13 protein-coding genes and 3 pseudogenes are annotated in these 17,162 nt (G+C 64.7%); 13 read left to right on the top strand and 3 right to left on the bottom strand.

Annotated features, from left to right (window positions below; all coding sequences use genetic code 11):
* Positions 1-170: 170 nt before the first annotated feature.
* Positions 171-1,412, bottom strand: coding sequence for an ABC transporter substrate-binding protein (locus tag ALC15_RS27465; protein WP_050629982.1), 1,242 nt, complete (start codon positions 1,410-1,412; stop codon positions 171-173).
* A gap of 236 nt (positions 1,413-1,648) precedes the next feature.
* On the opposite strand from ALC15_RS27465, the gene ALC15_RS27460 reads away from it, so the two are divergent.
* Complete coding sequence (locus tag ALC15_RS27460; protein WP_050629981.1) at positions 1,649-2,488, top strand: AraC family transcriptional regulator; 840 nt, start codon at positions 1,649-1,651, stop codon at positions 2,486-2,488.
* A 51-nt stretch (positions 2,489-2,539) separates the two neighbouring features.
* A complete protein-coding gene (locus ALC15_RS27455; RefSeq protein ID WP_050629980.1) occupies positions 2,540-3,394 on the top strand; it encodes a transglutaminase-like domain-containing protein in 855 nt (284 codons plus the stop codon).
* Positions 3,395-3,626: 232 nt separating this feature from the next.
* On the opposite strand, the gene ALC15_RS27450 is transcribed toward ALC15_RS27455, so the two are convergent.
* Positions 3,627-4,637, bottom strand: a complete 1,011-nt coding sequence (locus ALC15_RS27450; RefSeq protein WP_050630016.1) for a polyprenyl synthetase family protein — start codon at positions 4,635-4,637, stop codon at positions 3,627-3,629.
* Between the two features lie 135 nt (positions 4,638-4,772).
* Here ALC15_RS27450 and ALC15_RS27445 point away from each other — a divergent pair, with 135 nt between their 5' ends.
* From ALC15_RS27445 to ALC15_RS27405, 9 genes and pseudogenes are all read left to right on the top strand, one after another.
* Positions 4,773-5,000: a putative signal transducing protein gene (locus ALC15_RS27445; RefSeq protein WP_026193157.1), complete on the top strand. Its 228-nt coding sequence runs from the start codon at positions 4,773-4,775 to the stop codon at positions 4,998-5,000.
* Between the two features lie 16 nt (positions 5,001-5,016).
* Positions 5,017-5,813, top strand: a pseudogene (locus tag ALC15_RS27440) (tRNA1(Val) (adenine(37)-N6)-methyltransferase).
* 242 nt (positions 5,814-6,055) lie between these two features.
* Positions 6,056-6,979: a S49 family peptidase gene (locus tag ALC15_RS27435; RefSeq protein WP_050629979.1), complete on the top strand. Its 924-nt coding sequence runs from the start codon at positions 6,056-6,058 to the stop codon at positions 6,977-6,979.
* 114 nt (positions 6,980-7,093) lie between these two features.
* The gene (locus ALC15_RS27430; RefSeq protein WP_021080015.1) at positions 7,094-7,285 is read left to right on the top strand and encodes a hypothetical protein; all 192 of its coding nucleotides are present in this window, start codon (positions 7,094-7,096) and stop codon (positions 7,283-7,285) included.
* 118 nt (positions 7,286-7,403) lie between these two features.
* Positions 7,404-8,342, top strand: coding sequence for a glycine--tRNA ligase subunit alpha (locus tag ALC15_RS27425; RefSeq protein ID WP_050629978.1), 939 nt, complete (start codon positions 7,404-7,406; stop codon positions 8,340-8,342).
* Positions 8,342-10,436, top strand: a pseudogene (gene glyS, locus ALC15_RS27420) (glycine--tRNA ligase subunit beta). The gene ALC15_RS27425 and the pseudogene glyS overlap by 1 nt, the downstream one beginning before the upstream one ends.
* 3 nt (positions 10,437-10,439) lie before the next feature.
* Positions 10,440-11,033, top strand: a complete 594-nt coding sequence (locus ALC15_RS27415; protein ID WP_050629977.1) for a class I SAM-dependent methyltransferase — start codon at positions 10,440-10,442, stop codon at positions 11,031-11,033.
* A 2-nt stretch (positions 11,034-11,035) separates the two neighbouring features.
* Entirely contained in the window at positions 11,036-11,407 is a 372-nt protein-coding gene (locus ALC15_RS27410; protein ID WP_050629976.1) for a GFA family protein, read from the top strand.
* A 136-nt stretch (positions 11,408-11,543) separates the two neighbouring features.
* Positions 11,544-12,643 (top strand): annotated as a pseudogene (locus ALC15_RS27405) (hypothetical protein).
* A 228-nt stretch (positions 12,644-12,871) separates the two neighbouring features.
* Here the strand turns inward: ALC15_RS27405 and ALC15_RS27400 are convergent.
* Complete coding sequence (locus tag ALC15_RS27400) at positions 12,872-13,240, bottom strand: DUF1236 domain-containing protein (protein WP_050629975.1); 369 nt, start codon at positions 13,238-13,240, stop codon at positions 12,872-12,874.
* A gap of 234 nt (positions 13,241-13,474) precedes the next feature.
* Here ALC15_RS27400 and ALC15_RS42225 point away from each other — a divergent pair, with 234 nt between their 5' ends.
* A complete protein-coding gene (locus ALC15_RS42225) occupies positions 13,475-13,630 on the top strand; it encodes a DUF3096 domain-containing protein (protein ID WP_021080009.1) in 156 nt (51 codons plus the stop codon).
* Positions 13,631-13,721: 91 nt separating this feature from the next.
* On the top strand, positions 13,722-16,643 hold the full coding sequence (gene ppdK / locus ALC15_RS27395; RefSeq protein ID WP_050629974.1) for a pyruvate, phosphate dikinase: 2,922 nt from the start codon (positions 13,722-13,724) through the stop codon (positions 16,641-16,643).
* Positions 16,644-17,162: the final 519 nt, after the last annotated feature.

The raw sequence follows: 17,162 nt of genomic DNA, 5'->3' as shown, positions 1-17,162 counted from the left end.
GGACATCGCAGCCTGGACGGCGTTGCTGCGGCTCGCCCGGGTTCCAGCCAATCGCAGGTCTTGGTTGTAAAGCCTTGCTTGTGACGAGTCTTGCTCGTGAATCGTGTCGAAGACGTGGATGCCCGGCGTAGCGCCGGGCATCACGAACGCCGAAATTGTGGAGAAGGCCGTTACGAGCTCTTCTCGCCGCTCATGACGGGGCCGAAGCGCTCCCAGCTCTCGCCCTTGAAGCGCATCATCTGCAACTGCTCGATCGGTGCGTAGTCGTCCGGCCCGGTCTTGATCTTCGTGCCGGGCAGGTAGATGCCGATCTCGAAGTTGAGGCTGGCCGCCTGCTTCATCAGGTTCTCGCGGGTGAGGTTGTCGCCGCATTGCCGCAACACCTGCTCGAGCCCCTTGGCGACGCCGTAACCGAACACGGTCGAGGCATCGTTCTGGTCGCCCTCGGGATACCACTTGGTCATGAACGCGCGCCACTCGTTCATGGCCGGATCGTTCTTCCACTCGTGATCGGCTGGATCCTTCAGATACTGGGTCGACAGGATGTCCTGGCTCGCCTCATAGCCGGCCGGCTTCATCACACCGCCGATCGAGACCGAGACGTTGGTGAGAAACTGGACCGGATGCCAGTCGAGCTCGGCGGCCTTCTTGATCGCCTGCGCCGCGAATTTCGGCGTCGCGATGTTGACGAAGATGTCTGGGTTGGCGCCCTTGATCTGCACGATCTGAGAATCCACGGTCGGCGACGAGGTCTCGTAGGAGGATTCGACGACGATCAGTTTCTTGGCCGCATCGCCGAGCCCGTCATGCAGGCCGATCAGATAGTCCTTGCCGAAGTCGTCGTTCTGGTAGAGCACGCCGATGGTCTTGCCGGGATATTTCTGCAGGATGTATTTGGCATAGATGCGGGCCTCGACCTGGTAGCTCGGCTGCCAGCCCATGGTCCACGGAAAATTCTTCGGATCGTTCCACTTGGCGGCGCCGGTCGAGACGAATAGCTGCGGCACCTTCTTGGCGTTCATGTATTTCTGGATCGCGGTGTTGCCCGGCGTCCCCAGCGGATTGAAGACCAGGAGCACCTCGTCGCTCTCGACCAGCTTGCGGGCCTGCTCGACCATCTTCGGCGGTGAGTAGGCATCATCGTAGGAGATGAAGTTGATCTTGCGGCCATTGATGCCGCCCTCGCTGTTGAGCTTGTTGAAATAGGCCGCTTCCGTCTTGCCGATCGTGGCGTAGGCGGATGCCGGGCCCGAATAGGGCATGATGTTGCCGACCTTGATCTCGGCGTCGGTTGCGCCCGGATCGTATTTCTTTTGGGCATTGGCTGCGCCGGCGACGGTGATCGTCAAAAGTCCGGCAAGCGCCGCTGATATGACGCAGTTGGCATAGCTCAGGCGGTGGTGGTGCATCATTGTCCTCCCTGACATGCTGGCCGCGGCTCGTGCAGTCTTGATTTTCGGGCAGCTTGATGAGCCGTCGGATCGATGCAACCGCGAGTATGCACGATTGCAACGCTGTTGCCAGCGACGCCTTTGGTTTAAAATTTCGCGGAGCGGAACCACGGTTTCGCCGCGCGCAGCAAGGACTGTCAAGCGCCGCAGGTCGCAGCCATGCATGATGCCGGAGCCTTGCAGGAAAGCCGTCGTCCATGAATCCAGCCCAGAAGGCGCTCTGGTACATCGAAAGCCACCTGCGCACGTCGCTGACGCTGGATGACATCGCTGTTGTCGCCGGGGTCTCGCGCTTCCACCTGGTGCGGGCGTTTGCAGAAGCGACCGGGTTCTCGGTGATGCGCTATGTGCGGGCGCGCCGTCTCAGCGAGGCTGCGCGCGAGCTTGCGGCCGGTGCGCCCGACATTCTGACGCTGGCGCTGGATGCGGATTACGGCTCCCACGAGGCATTCACCCGCGCGTTTCGCGACCATTTCGGCGTCACGCCGGAGACCGTGCGCGCGACGCCGTGCCTGACGACGCTCAAGCTCCAGGAGCCGATCACCATGATCTCGACTGCTCTCGATCATCTCGATCCGCCGCGCATCGCGACCGGCAAGGCCTTTCTCGTCGCCGGCGTCGGCGAGCGCTATAACCACGCCAACGACAGCACGGCCGGCATTCCGAGCCAGTGGCATGGCTTCCACCAGCAATACGCGCATATTCCGCGCCAGATCGGCAATGGCGCCTACGGCGTCTGCTGCAACGGCGATGATGCCGGCAATTTCGACTACATCGCGGGCGTCGAGGTCGCCGATTTCTCCGACCTGCCGCGCGAGTTCGCGCGGGTCCGGATCCCGGCGCAGAAATACGTGGTGTTCACCCACGCCGACCACATCTCGACCATCCGCCGCACCGTCAACACGATCTGGAACAGGTGGCTGCCGCAGTCCGGCATGAAGGTCGCCGACGCGCCGAACTTCGAGCGCTACGACGCGAGATTCGACGCGTCGACCGGCGTCGGCGGGCTCGAGATCTGGGTGCCGGTCAAGGAGTAGCGGTTTGTGTGGTGGCTGCGCGGCAGGCGAGACGTGCGGGAGGTTCTTCAGATGAACGTCGACAGATACGAAAGACCGGTTGCCATGAGCGATCCGGGACGTCACGCGGCCCTGTTCAACGGCCTGCCGCAAGGCCCCGGCGCGCTTGCGGCGACTGTGCAGGGTCTATTGATCCATCAGCACATCGCCCCGGCCTATGGGGTGACGCTCGGCGGCGACCGGCAGGCGCAATCGCAGGTCCGCGCCGTCGAGACCATGCTGGGCGAAATCGTAGCGCGCGACGCCCGGCCGCTTGCGGCGGCACGTGCCGTCAACGAGCGGCAGGTCGGTGTATGCAGGCACTTCACGCTGCTTCACGTGGCGATGTTGCGCACGCAGGGCATTCCGGCGCGTGCGCGCTGCGGATTTGGCGCCTATTTCGAGGCGGGAAAATACCTCGACCATTGGGTGACAGAGTATTGGAACGAGGACAGCAAAAGCTGGGTCTTGTTCGATTCCCAGATCGATCATCGGCAGCGTGAGCTGTTCGGGATCGGATTCGATGCGGCGGATGTGCCGCGCGATCAGTTCCTGGTCGCCGGCGATGCCTGGTCGCTCTGCCGCGCCGGGAGCCGCGATCCCAGCGCATTCGGCATCCTCGACATGCACGGACTTTGGTTCATTGCAGGCAATCTCGTCCGCGACATCGGCGCGCTGAACAATCGCGAGATGCTGCCGTGGGACGTTTGGGGCGCCATGCGCATGCAGGACAGCGAACTTGACCTCGCATTCTTCGACCGGCTAGCAATCGTCAGTCGCGAGCCCGATGCTCACGTCGATGAACTGGCTGAGCTCGATCGCGATGAGCGGGTGCGTGTTCCCGGAGCGGTGTTCAACGCCGTGCTCGGCTTTGTGCAGGACGTGTAGGTGGAGGGCGCGCGCCGGACTTCGGGATCTAGGTGCTGGTGAAGGGGAGGGCTCGTACCCGCACCGCAAATTCGATGTCGTCCCTGCGAAAGCAGGGATCCATAACCACAAATGCTGATGGTCGCCCGATGTCAGAACGACGAGTCCCGCCTGCAAGTCTCGCCGCGGCGTATGGGTCCCTGCTTTCGCAGGGACGACACCGTTTATGCGGCCGCGAGCTTGCCTTGCTAACTCAGTGCGATCTAGCCAGGCAGAACGCCACGACCTGTTCCAGCGCCGTCTTCATCGGTGAGGGCGGGAACAGCGCCAGTGCGTCGACCGCCATCGCGCCATAGTGCTGGGCGCGGCTGATGGTGTCCTCGAGGGCGCGGTGCTTGGTCATCAGGCCGATGGCTTGGTCGAGATCGCTCGAGCCGATCTCGCCGCGCTCGAGCGCACGGATCCAGAACTGGCGCTCGGTGTCGTTGCCGCGGCGGAAGGCCAGCACCACCGGCAGCGTGATCTTGCCCTCGCGGAAATCGTCGCCGACATTCTTGCCGAGTTTTGCGGATTTGCCGCCATAGTCCAGTACGTCGTCGACGAGCTGGAACGCGATGCCGAGATTCATGCCGACCGAGCGGCAGGCGGTCTGCTCGGCCTTGGGCCGGTTGGCGATCACGGGACCGACCTCGCAGGCGGCCGCGAACAGCTCCGCGGTCTTGCCGCGGATCACGGCGAGATATTCGTCCTCGGTGGTCGCGGTGTTCTTGGCGGCGGCGAGCTGCATCACCTCGCCCTCGGCGATGGTGGCGGCGGCCGCGGACAGGATGTCGAGCGCGCGCAGCGAGCCGACCTCGACCATCATCCGGAACGCCTGGCCGAGCAGGAAGTCGCCGACTAGCACGCTGGCCTCGTTGCCCCACAGCATCCGCGCGGACAATTTGCCGCGGCGCAGCTCGCTTTCGTCGACCACGTCGTCATGCAGCAGGGTCGCGGTGTGCATGAACTCGACCGCGGCGGCGAGCTTGATGTGGCCGTCGCCGGTGTAGTCGGAGAGCTGGGCCATCGCGAGCGTCAGCATCGGGCGCAGCCGCTTGCCCCCCGAGGAGATCAAATGATTGGCGACCTCGGGGATCATGGTGACCTCGGAGCCGGTCCGCGACAGGATCGTCGCGTTGACGCGCTCCATGTCGGCGGCGACAAGTCCCACCAGCCCGTCGATCGAAGCATTGGACGGGCTTTCGAAGGGTACAATAACCGCCACGCTGGTCTCCAATTTTGCCGAATTCGCACTATGCTCAGCTATAACAATAGAAACTGCGCGGTGCAGCGGCAAGGCCTCGAAGCTGTTGACATATGACGCATTCGCTGCACTGCCGGGGCAACAGGAGAGCGTATTTTGCGGGAATTGGTACGGACCAATGACATGGTGCTGGTCTCCGCCATCGGCGCGCTGCTCGACAGCGCTAACATCCACCATCTGGTGCTGGACCAGAACATGAGCATCATCGAGGGCTCGCTCGGCGTGCTGCCGCGGCGGATCCTGGTGCACGAGGACGACAACCACGAGGCCCGCCAGCTCCTGACCGATGCCGGCCTCGGCCACGAATTGCGGGCCGATGATTAGAGCGTTTTCAAGCGAAGTGGACCCCGGTTCGCGTGACGAAAACGCGTCAGGGAAGGAGGCCGCCGAGATCACCGAAGACGGATTCCTCGGCGGGCAGTTGCGCCTCCGGCAGCCCCGCGGCGGCCACCGTGCCGGCCATGACGCGATCCTGCTGGCCGCGGCGACGCCGGCCCGGTCAGGCGACCGCGTCGTCGATCTCGGCGCCGGCGTCGGCGCGCCGGGCTTGCGGTGGCGCGGCGGGTGAGGGGGATCGACCTGGTCCTGGTCGAGATCGACCCGGCAATGGCCGAGCTCGCCCGGAATAATGCCGGTGCCAACGCGATCGTGGCCGACGTGATCGTGCTCGATGTCGAGGCCGGCGCCGCAGCCTTCGATCAGGCCGGGCTCGCACCCGACAGCGCCGATGTCGTGCTGATGAACCCGCCGTTCAACGATCCCTCGCGGCACCGCGCCTCGCCGGACGGCGTGCGCCAGCGTGCCCATGTCGCGACCGCGACAACACTTGCCGCCTGGGTTCACGCGGCGCGGCGGATTCTCAAGTCGAACGGGCAGCTGACGATGATCTGGCGGGCCGACGGGATTGCCGACGTATTGGCCGCGCTGGACCGCGGCTTCGGCAGCCTCGAACTGCTGCCGGTTCATGGTGATGGGACCTCGCCGGCGATCCGAATCCTGGTGCGGGCCACCAAGGGTGGCCGGGCGCCGACGCGGCTCCATGCCGCGCTGTTGCTCAATGAAGAGTCAGGTGTGCCCAATAAATGGGTGCAGGAGATCCTGGCTGGAAAGGGAGAATTGCCGCTGGCGCGGCGCTGACGGGCAGGCGAACTGCCCGCGTCACTGGCACAAAATCACTGCGAAGCCGTTTCCGACTGGCGTTCCGGCCTTGATGTGAAGCGGATCGCCGTCAGGAGCGTTCCGATCAGCACAATCAGCAGATAGATCTTCATGAGTCCCTCTCCGCCGCGAATTGCAACCCCAATGACAAAATGCAAAACGCGTTCCACGGAATCCAATGACAGTGGCGTGATAAAAAGTGGTTAATTCGAGGTAACGGCATGAGTGAACAAATAAGTGATCGCCAAGGCCATTCTGGAGGACGTTCGGGACTGCTCGAACGCGTGCAGGGAATGTTGCCGGCACGTTTCCGGCGCGGCACGGCGGTGGTGCCTGTCGTGCGGTTGTCGGGCGTGATCGGCGCGGTGACGCCGCTGCGGCCCGGCATGACGCTCGCCGGCGTTGCCAAGATGCTGGAGCGCGCATTTGGCACTCGGAATGCCAAGGCGGTGGCGCTGGTGATCAATTCACCGGGCGGCTCGCCGGTGCAGTCGCGCCAGATCTATCTGCGTATCCGGCAGCTGGCGGCCGAGAAGAAGCTGCCGGTCTTGGTGTTCGTCGAGGACGTCGCGGCGTCCGGCGGCTACATGATCGCCTGCGCGGGCGATGAGATCTATTGCGACCCGTCCTCGATCCTGGGCTCGATCGGTGTGGTCGGCGGCAGCTTCGGCTTGGAGGGACTGATCAAGAAGATCGGGGTCGAGCGGCGGCTCTACACGGCGGGCGCGCACAAGGCGATGCTCGATCCGTTCCTCCCCGAAAACCCCGACGACGTCGCCCGGCTGAAGTCGATCCAGCGCGAGATCCACGCGATCTTCATTGCGCTGGTGAAGCAGAGTCGCGGCAGCCGCCTGAAGGGTCCCGACGACGAGCTGTTCACCGGCGAGTACTGGGCGGGCGAGACCGCTGTCGGCCTCGGGCTTGCCGACGGCATCGGCGATCTGCGCGCGACCTTGCGGGCCCGCTATGGCGAGAAGGTGCTGACCCCGGTGATCGCGCCCGCCAGCGGCATGCTGTCCGGCCTGCTCGGCCGGCGGGCGCCCGGGGCCGGCTCGATGGCGGCGCTGGACGGGATCGCTGGCCTGCCGGACGATCTGATCTCGGCGGTGGAAACACGGGCGATTTGGGCCAGATTCGGGCTCTGAACACGCGGATTTGAGCGCGCCATTTAGCCCCAAAACCGCGATTGCGGCGCAGGCCGGCTTGCGCGAGAATGGGTTATTGGGGGCCTGACAGACGTGAACGACAAGGATCGACCGATGCCGCCGCTGATTGCATTCGCAGGCGTCCTGGGTGGCCTGGCCGTGGTCCGCTGGGCTTACAAGACGGCCGTCCGGATCAACCAGGAACTGGAAGAGGCGCGATTGTCCCGCGTGGCCGAGGCCTCGCGTGCGAGCGAAATCAAGACCCTGCGCCGCGACCCCGTGACCGGGGCCTATCGCCCGGGCTAGCAGCTTCAAACTCCGCAAATCGGCGGTGCCGGATTTTCCGGCATCGCCTTGATTCCATTGGCCACCGCCGATACGGTCCCGCGCGTTTTCACACCCCCTCGCGAGATCGATTCCAACGATGGACGCCCTGCCTGACCACATGCGCCCGGAACGTTCGTTCCAGGGCTTCATCCTGGCCCTCCAGCGGTTCTGGGCCGAGCAGGGTTGCGTCATCCTGCAGCCCTACGACATGGAAATGGGCGCCGGTACCTTCCATCCCGCGACCACCTTGCGTGCGCTGGGCCCAAAGCCGTGGAACGCGGCCTATGTGCAGCCCTCGCGGCGGCCCAAGGACGGCCGCTACGGCGAAAATCCCAACCGGCTGCAGCACTACTACCAGTTCCAGGTGATCATGAAGCCGTCGCCGCCCAACCTTCAGGAGCTGTACCTGAAGTCGCTGGCCGCGATCGGCATCGATGCGGCGGTCCACGACATCCGCTTCGTTGAGGACGACTGGGAGAGCCCGACGCTGGGCGCCTGGGGTCTCGGCTGGGAATGCTGGTGCGACGGCATGGAAGTCAGCCAGTTCACCTACTTCCAGCAGGTCGCCGGCGTCGAATGCGCGCCGGTCGCGGGCGAGCTCACCTACGGGCTCGAGCGGCTTGCGATGTATGTGCAGGGCGTCGACCGCGTCTACGACCTCAACTTCAACGGCCGCGAGGGCGCCGAGAAGGTGACCTATGGCGACGTCTTCCTGCAGGCCGAGCAGGAATATTCACGGCACAATTTCGAGTACGCCGACACCGCGATGCTGTTCGAGCAGTTCAGGATGGCGGAAGAGGCGTGCCGCAAATATCTCGCCTCCGGCTGGCGTGAAGGCGGCAATCAAAAGAAGGAACATTTGATGGCCTTGCCGGCCTACGACCAGTGCATCAAGGCGAGCCACGTCTTCAATCTGCTCGACGCCCGCGGCGTTATCTCGGTGACGGAGCGGCAGAGCTATATCGGTCGCGTGCGCGACCTGGCGAAGGCCTGCGGCGAGGCATGGATCCACACTGAAACGGGCAGGGCGGTCTGATGCCCGATCTTCTCCTCGAACTGTTCTCCGAAGAAATTCCCGCGCGCATGCAGGCCAAGGCGGCGGACGATCTGCGCCGCATGGTGACCGACAAACTAGTCGCCGAAGGTCTCGTCTATGAAGGCGCCAAGGCGTTCGCGACCCCGCGTCGCCTCGCGCTCACCGTGCGCGGCATCCCCGCGCGCCAGCCCGATTTGAAGACCGAACGTCGCGGTCCGAAGATCGGCGCCCCTGACGCGGCGGTGCAGGGCTTTCTGAAGGCGACCGGTCTCAAGTCGCTGGATGAAGCAAAGATCCAGAAGGATGCGAAGGGCGACTTCTACATCGCGCTGATCGAAAAGCCGGGCCGCGCCGCGATCGACGTCATCGCCGAAATCCTCCCCGTCATCATCCGCACCTTCCCCTGGCCGAAATCGATGCGCTGGGGCGCGCGTTCGGCCAAATCGGGCTCGCTAGCCTGGGTGCGCCCGCTGCACGCCGTCACCGCGACCTTTGGTCTGGAGACCGAGGAGCCTGATGTCGTGAAATTCTCGGTCGACGGCATCGAGGCCGCGCAGACCACCTACGGCCATCGCTTCATGCGCCCGGCGCGATCCCGGTGCGCCGTTTCGAGGATTACGAGGCCAAGCTGCTCGACGCCAAGGTCGTGCTCGATTCCGAGCGACGCAAGGATACGATCCTGACCGATGCCAGGCAGCTAGCCTTCGCGCAGGGCCTCGAACTGGTCGAGGACCAGGTGCTGCTCGACGAGGTCTCCGGCCTGGTTGAATGGCCCGTGGTGATGATGGGATCGTTCGAGGAGCAGTTCCTGTCGATTCCGGACGAAGTGATCCGCGCCACCATCCGCAACAACCAGAAGTGCTTCGTGGTCAAGGATCCCAAGACGGGGAAACTGACCAACAAGTTCGTGCTGACCGCCAACATCGAGGCGCCCGACGGCGGCAAGACCATCGTCGCCGGCAATGAGCGCGTGATCCGCCCGCGACTAAGCGATGCGAAGTTCTTCTACGAGACCGACCTCAAGACCAGGCTCGAGGACCGCCTGCCGAAGTTCGAGCAGATCGTGTTCCACGAGAAGCTCGGGACGCAGGCGGAGCGGATTAAGCGGATCGAGGCGTTGGCAGCGGAGATCGCGCCGCTGGTCGCGCCGACGTCGAGAAGACCAAGCGCGCCGCGCGGCTCGCGAAGGCGGACTTGCTGACCGAAGTGGTCGGCGAATTCCCCGAGTTGCAGGGCCTGATGGGCAAGTATTACGCGCTAGCGCAGGGCGAGGATGCCTCGGTTGCAGCCGCGAGCGAGGAGCACTGGAAGCCGCAGGGGCCGACCGATCGTGTGCCGACCGATCCAGTCAGCGTCGCGGTGGCGCTGGCGGACAAGCTGGATACGCTCGCCGGGTTCTGGGCGATCGACGAGAAGCCGACCGGATCGAAGGACCCGTATGCGCTGCGCCGTGCGGCGCTGGGTGTGATCAGGCTGATTGTCGAAAACGCTCTGCGTCTGCCGATCCTGACGACGGCCAAGTCGGCATTGCGTGGACTGTCGGTCAAGGCCGATGCCGACGTGTTGCCGAACGATCTGCTCGCTTTCTTCGCCGACCGCCTCAAGGTCCAGCTCCGCGACCAGGGCGCGCGTCACGATCTCGTCGATGCGGTGTTCTCGCTCGGCGGTCAGGACGATCTCCTGCTCGTGGTTCGCCGTGTCGAGGCGCTCGGCAAGTTCCTCGACAGCGACGACGGCAAGAACCTGCTCGCGGGCACCAAGCGTGCCAGCAACATCCTCAGCATCGAGGAGAAGAAGGACAAGCGGACCTTCGATGGTGCGCCCGACGCCGCGCTCTACAAGCTCGACGAAGAGAAGGCGCTGGCTGCGGCGATCGACCAGGTGAAGGCCGAGGCCTCCGCTGCGGTTGCCAAGGAAGACTTCGCCGCCGCGATGAGCGCGATGGCCAAGCTCCGTCCGGCGGTCGATGCGTTCTTCGACAAGGTCAAGGTCAACGACGACGATCCGAAGGTGCGCGAAAACCGCCTGAAGCTGCTCAACGAGATCCGCGCCGCGACGCGTGCGGTGGCGGATTTCTCCAGGATCGAAGGCTGACCGATGGACCGCGCAACGCTGGCCGCTTACGACAAGGAGGCGGCGGCGTTTGCGGAGGACTGGCACGACCAGCCGGCGCCACTCGATTTGCAGGAGATCGTCGGGCAATTCTTCATCAAGGGCGGCGCGACCGCCGATATCGGCTGCGGCAGCGGCCGCGAGGTGGCATGGCTCAACGCCAATGGCTTTCCGGCCGAAGGTTTTGACGCCTCCGAGGGACTGCTTGCGGAAGCGCGCGCCCGCTATCCGGCGCTGCGCTTTACGCACGCCGAATTGCCCGCGCTATCCGGAATAGCCGCCGACAGATTTGACAATGTGCTGTGCGAGACCGTGATCATGCATCTCGATCACGAGCTGATCGCGCCGTCCGTCCGGCGCATGTTCGACGTCGTGAAGCCCGGCGGTATTTTCTACCTGAGCTGGCGCGTGACCAAAGGTGACGATGCGCGCGATGCGCACGGCCGGCTCTACGCGGCATTCGATACCGCGCTGGTGCGGACCGAGTTGGCGGTGGCCGAATTCCTGCTCGACGCGGAAGTCGTCAGCGCGTCCTCCGGCAAGGTCATTCACCGTCTGGTCGCCAGCAAGAGGAGGTGACGATGACGCGGCTTGCGACATGCGCCTGCGGACAGCTTCGCGTGACCTGTCATAGCGAACCGGCCACGGTGGCGCTCTGCCATTGCCTGGACTGTCAGAAGCGAACCGGCAGCACCTACGGCATCGCCGCCTTCTTCGGTCGTGCCGATGTCGAGCCGCAGGGCGAGGCGCGGCAATACACCAGGCCTGGTGACAGCGGCTCCTCCGTGCTGTTCCATTTCTGCCCGAATTGCGGATCGTCGGTCTATTGGGAGCCGGCGCGGATGCCCCATCTCATCGCGGTCGCGGTCGGAGCGTTCGCGGACCCGGATTTTCCGGCGCCTTCCGTCGCGGTCTACAAGCAGCGCCGCCACGGCTGGGTGGCGGATATCTGACGGATCGGTGCGGCGTTCGTTTCGATCGGGAAACATTTACACAATTTGCAATTTGTTAACCACGCCCTGCGAAGGTCGCGCCGGATCAACGATTTCTTAAGAAATCGCCCCTCGCGCCAATGCAGGGACCTCCCCGATGACCTCGATCGGCACCTCGCCCAATCCCTACGCCCAATATGGCTCGGCCTATGCGCGGGCCGCCGCGACGCCCTCGCTGGCCGCGACCTTGTCGGGCGACGGCACCGCCGGCGATCTCTCGGCATCCTCGACCCCGGGCGCTGCAACCAACCTCACGCTGTCGGACGCCGCCCGCGCGCAACTCGCCAAGCACCGTTGCCGGATTTCGCGACCGTCACCAATGACGCGCGCGTCACGCTCGACCGGCTCTACACGGTCGCCGGCGTGAAGAAGCCGATCGTCGACGGCAAGACCACGATCGATCTCTCGACCCTGGATCGCCGCTCGCTGTTTGCGATCTCGACCAACAATGGCGGCAAGTTCACGCCGGATGAACAGGCGGTTGCCGCCACCGAACTGAAGCAGCGCTTCGACAAGGCCCTGGCGCCGTCGCTTGCGACCACGCGGCTGACCGGCGACTACAGCGTCAGCTACAAGGCGGCGCTCGACTGGCTCGACGGCGCCAGCGACGAGGAGAAAGCGACCGCGACCTGGGCCAACCAGCGCGCCGCGGTGTTGAAGGGTGTTCAGGCGACCCAGCAGGACCCGAACACAGCGCCAAGCGGGATCACGGGCGATCCGATCGCCGCCGCGCTGGCCGGGACCACGTCGCCTACGACGGGCAACACGCGCGACTTCTCCAGCGTGGCGAGCGACGTGCGCGCCTTCCTCGATCGGCAGAAGAGCGAGGCGGCGAAGAACGGCAAGGAACTGGTCTATGATTCCGGGCGCAAGACCGGACAGCTCGCCGACCTCTCGTCGCTCGACAATCGCTCGCTGTCGGCGATCTCATTGAACCAGGACAAGAAGTTCTCCGGCGAGGAGATCTTCGCGGCCAAGCAGGAGCTCAACACGCGGACGCGCCTTGCCGTGCTCGATGCGTTGAAGCAGAGCCAGTCCGCCGGCGATCCACGCCAGTTCTCACTCGGCATCCTCAAGCAGTATTCCTCGATGAGCGCGGAGGAACGCCAGGCCGCCAACTGGACGCAGGATTTCCAGGACGCCGCGATCAAGAGTTACAAGTCGACCTCGACGCTGCTCTCGATCCTTAAATCGTAGATCGCTGGAGCTTGATGAACCGAAAAGGTGTCGGGCTCCCTCCCCCGCAAGCGGGAGAGGTGCAGCAAGTTTGACGCGGGACTGATTCAACTCACGATGATCTCGAACAAGACAGAAAAGCCTCGCCCGGTGGGGAGGCCGGGCGGGGCTTTCTGGTCCGGTCGATCTGCGCGCAGATCCGCTTGCGCGGCGCCCGGACTGTTCGTTCAGGCTATCGCTGACGTTACGCTATTCGACCACCTGAACTATCCGTCGCGAACGCGGCTCGACCAGGACGGTCTCGCCATTCACGACGGTGTAACGATAGGGCGTCGCGCCGAACCGTTGCGGCACGTCGTAATAGGTCACGCCGGCGTCGGGCAGCACGGTGCCGACCACGACGCGATCGGGAACGGTGTAGTTCGGCACGCGCTCGCGCACGATGTATTCGCGGAATGCCGGGCGCTGCTCGACTGCAATGCCTTCGTCATCCTCGACTGCAACCGGCGGGCCACCGCGGACAACGCCAACGGTCTGGGCCTGTGCGGCAACAGCCGGCACCGTGATCGCAGCAGCAACGGCTGCAACGGCTGCAACGGCAAGTATTCTGTTTCGCATGGCTCGCTCCATTCTTTTTCGATGCGCGCCAGCTTTCGCCGATGCGCACGGCGAGCCAATGCATCTGACGTGGTGATGTTCCGGAAAAACCGCCGCCACAAACGCGGCAATTTGGAGCAATTTTCGTGAGTTGCGGGAACTCTCAGGCGGTGCAGGCGTCTTGATGTGGGAACCCCCTCAGCGGATAAACTGCCGCTCGATTCGCTCCTCCAAAAACCGCCGGAGAAAACTTCAATGACCATCACCGCTGGGCATCTGCCTGCCATCGTGGCCCTGGCTGCAGGCGTCCTGATCCTGATCATGCCGCGGCTCCTCAACTACATCGTCGCGATCTACCTGATCTTCGTCGGTCTCGTGGGAATGGGCCTGCTGCGCTGGCTGCACCTGTAGCGGGAAAGCGGGGTTTCGCGGCTTGCGCGGAACCCCCCAAAGTGGTGTAAGGCGCGCATCTTCGACCCCTCCTTCCGGATTGTTGTCTGACATGGCCAAAGCCGTCGCGAAGTCCAAGAAACCTGCTGTGAAAACTGTCGTGAAAACTGCAGCGAAATCAAAGCCCTCCGCCGCAGCCCGCAAGGCCGCTCCGGCGCGCAAGGCATTGAAGAAGAGCGCCCCGAAGGCGGCGCCGAAAACCGCGGCCAAGCCGGTTGCCAAAACAGCCGCAAAGCCCGCCGGCAAGGCGCCGGCGAAGGCCGTTGCGAAGAAGGTGGCTGCGCCGGCGATCAAGGCCGGCAAGTGGGTCTATACGTTCGGCGACGGCAAGGCCGAGGGCCAGGCGACCCTGCGCGATCTGCTCGGCGGCAAGGGCGCCAACCTCGCGGAGATGGCCAATCTCGGCCTCCCGGTGCCTCCCGGCTTCACCATTCCGACCTCGGTCTGCACCTACTTCTACGATCACGACAAGACGTATCCGAAGGAATTGAAAGCACAGGTTGAGAAGGCGCTCGACTATGTCGGCAAGCTGACCGGCAAGACCTTCGGCGACGCCAAGAACCCGCTGCTGGTCTCGGTGCGCTCGGGCGCGCGCGCCTCGATGCCGGGCATGATGGACACCGTGCTCAATCTCGGTCTCAACGACCGCACGGTCGAAGCGCTTGCCGAGCTCTCCGGCGACCGCCGCTTCGCCTATGACAGCTATCGCCGCTTCATCACGATGTATTCGGACGTGGTGCTCGGCTTCGAGCATCATCACTTCGAGGACATCCTCGACACCTTCAAGGACGGCCAGGGCTACTCGCTCGACACCGACCTCACCGGTGACGACTGGGTCGAGCTGGTCGGCAAGTACAAGGAGGCGGTCGCCAAGGAGACCGGCCACGACTTCCCGCAGGATCCGCACGACCAGCTGTGGGGCGCGATCGGCGCGGTGTTCTCATCCTGGATGAACGCGCGCGCGGTGACCTACCGCAAGCTGCACGACATTCCGGAATCCTGGGGCACCGCCGTCAACGTGCAGGCGATGGTGTTCGGCAACATGGGCGAGACCTCGGCGACCGGCGTTGCGTTCACCCGCAATCCCTCGACCGGCGAGAGCAAGCTGTACGGTGAGTTCCTGATCAACGCGCAGGGCGAGGACGTCGTCGCCGGCATCCGCACGCCGCAGGACATCACCGAGGAAGCGCGCCAGGAGAGCGGCTCCGACAAGCTGTCGATGGAAGCCGCGATGCCGGCCGCGTTCAAGGAACTGACGCGGATCTACACGCTGCTCGAGAAGCACTACCGCGACATGCAGGACATGGAGTTCACGGTCGAGCAGGGCAAGCTGTGGATGCTGCAGACCCGCGGCGGCAAGCGCACCGCCAAGGCGGCGCTGCGCATCGCGGTCGAGCTCGCCAATGAAGGCCTGATCTCGCGCAAGGACGCGGTGACGCGGATCGATCCCGCGTCGCTGGACCAGCTGCTGCACCCGACCATCGATCCCGCCGCCAAGCGCGACGTGATCGCGACCGGCCTGCCGGCGTCGCCCGGCGCCGCCTCCGGCGAGATCGTGTTCTCGTCGGATGAGGCCGCCAAGCTGCAGGCCGACGGCCGCAAGGTGATCCTGGTCCGCATCGAGACCAGCCCGGAAGACATCCACGGCATGCACGCCGCCGAAGGCATCCTCACCACCCGCGGCGGCATGACCTCGCACGCGGCGGTGGTCGCCCGCGGCATGGGCAAACCCTGCGTCTCCGGCTGCGGCACCATCCGCGTCGATTACGGCCGCGGCACCATGAGCGTCGGTTCGCGCACCTTCAAGACCGGCGACGTCATCACCATCGACGGCTCGGTCGGACAGGTGCTGGCTGGTCGCATGCCGATGATCGAGCCGGAGCTGTCCGGCGAGTTCGGCACGCTGATGGGCTGGGCCGACGAGGTCCGCAAGCTCGGCGTCCGCGTCAACGGCGATACGCCCGATGATGCGCGCACCGCGGTGAAGTTCGGCGCCGAGGGCATCGGCCTCTGCCGCACCGAGCACATGTTCTTCGAGGAGACCCGCATCCGCACCGTGCGCGAGATGATCCTCTCCGAAGACGAGCAGTCGCGCCGCGCCGCGCTTTCGAAGCTGCTGCCGATGCAGCGCGCCGACTTCGTCGAGCTGTTCGAGATCATGAAGGGCCTGCCCGTCACGATCCGCTTGCTCGATCCGCCGCTGCACGAGTTCCTGCCGCACACCCAGGCCGAGATCGAGGAAGTGGCGCGTGCCATGAACACCGATCCGCGCAAGCTGGCCGACCGCGCCCGCGAACTGTCCGAGTTCAACCCGATGCTCGGATTCCGCGGCTGCCGTCTCGCGATCGCCTATCCGGAGATCGCCGAGATGCAGGCGCGCGCGATCTTCGAGGCCGCCGTCGAAGCCGGCAAGCGCACCGGCAAGCCGGTCGGCCTCGAGGTGATGGTGCCGCTGATCGCGACCAAGGCCGAGTTCGACCTGGTCAAGGCGCGGATCGATGCCACCGCCAATGCGGTGATGAAGGAAACCGGCGTCAAGCTGACCTACCAGGTCGGCACCATGATCGAGCTGCCGCGCGCCTGCCTGATGGCCGGCGAGGTGGCGGAGACCGCGGAGTTCTTCTCGTTCGGCACCAACGATCTGACGCAGACCACCTACGGCATCAGCCGCGACGACGCCGCGAGCTTCCTCGGCACCTATGTCGCCAAGGGCATTCTCGAGATCGATCCGTTCATCTCGGTCGATCGCGACGGCGTCGGCGAGCTGGTCAAGATCGGCGTCACGCGCGGCCGCAAGACCCGGCCGAGCCTCAAGGTCGGGATCTGCGGCGAGCACGGCGGCGATCCCGCCTCGGTCGCGTTCTGCCACGAGGTCGGGCTCGACTACGTCTCGTGCTCGCCCTATCGCGTGCCGATCGCGCGCCTCGCCGCCGCGCAGGCCGCGCTCGGCAAGGAGATCGCCAGCCAGGCGTGAGCGATCGAGCAGTTCAGAGGTTGCAATGGCCGGGACCGAGTCCCGGCCATTTTTTTGTTTGCCGAGCGCGATCGGCAGTCATCGTCATTGCATCAGGAAGTGCGTCCACTCTCCGTTGTCATCGCCCGGCTCGTCCGGGCGATCCAGTACCCCGCGGCCTCTCGGCTCAAGCACTGCTGCCTCTGGAATACTGGATCACCCGCTTTCGCGGGTGATGACAGCGAGTGCCATATGCAGACCAGTGGATTGCTTCCGCCTTCGCCAAGGCTTCGGCGGACAAGTCGTCGCTGCCGCTCCTCGCAATGACGGGCTAGGGACGGGTAACGACTCGTTCACCATTCCCATTGACCAGATGTTTACGACTTTCATGCGCGGCGCATTTACCAACGCGCGCGATGCGGCGCGCGACATGTGCGCGATCGCTTGAGTGTAGCGCGCGGGCAACGCTGATTAACTCCGCGGCAACCTAAACAGATTAGCAACGGGAAAGGTCGAATTGCGCGGATGTACCGCGTTCGA

It is taken from the genome of Bradyrhizobium viridifuturi, assembly GCF_001238275.1.
Classification (GTDB): domain Bacteria; phylum Pseudomonadota; class Alphaproteobacteria; order Rhizobiales; family Xanthobacteraceae; genus Bradyrhizobium; species Bradyrhizobium viridifuturi.
Note: the sequence above shows the minus strand (reverse complement) of the source record. Positions and strands in the feature narration are given on the sequence as shown.

Bases quoted from the DNA above. Each gene is read 5' to 3' on its own strand.
- ALC15_RS27400 (WP_050629975.1), bottom strand. From the start codon at position 13,240: ATGCGAAACAGAATACTTGCCGTTGCAGCCGTTGCAGCCGTTGCTGCT.
- ALC15_RS42225 (WP_021080009.1), top strand. From the start codon at position 13,475: ATGACCATCACCGCTGGGCATCTGCCTGCCATCGTGGCCCTGGCTGCA.
- ALC15_RS27410 (WP_050629976.1), top strand. From the start codon at position 11,036: ATGACGCGGCTTGCGACATGCGCCTGCGGACAGCTTCGCGTGACCTGT.
- ALC15_RS27415 (WP_050629977.1), top strand. From the start codon at position 10,440: ATGGACCGCGCAACGCTGGCCGCTTACGACAAGGAGGCGGCGGCGTTT.
- ALC15_RS27435 (WP_050629979.1), top strand. From the start codon at position 6,056: ATGAGTGAACAAATAAGTGATCGCCAAGGCCATTCTGGAGGACGTTCG.
- ALC15_RS27425 (WP_050629978.1), top strand. From the start codon at position 7,404: ATGGACGCCCTGCCTGACCACATGCGCCCGGAACGTTCGTTCCAGGGC.
- ppdK (WP_050629974.1), top strand. From the start codon at position 13,722: ATGGCCAAAGCCGTCGCGAAGTCCAAGAAACCTGCTGTGAAAACTGTC.
- ALC15_RS27430 (WP_021080015.1), top strand. From the start codon at position 7,094: ATGCCGCCGCTGATTGCATTCGCAGGCGTCCTGGGTGGCCTGGCCGTG.
- ALC15_RS27455 (WP_050629980.1), top strand. From the start codon at position 2,540: ATGAACGTCGACAGATACGAAAGACCGGTTGCCATGAGCGATCCGGGA.
- ALC15_RS27465 (WP_050629982.1), bottom strand. From the start codon at position 1,412: ATGATGCACCACCACCGCCTGAGCTATGCCAACTGCGTCATATCAGCG.
- ALC15_RS27460 (WP_050629981.1), top strand. From the start codon at position 1,649: ATGAATCCAGCCCAGAAGGCGCTCTGGTACATCGAAAGCCACCTGCGC.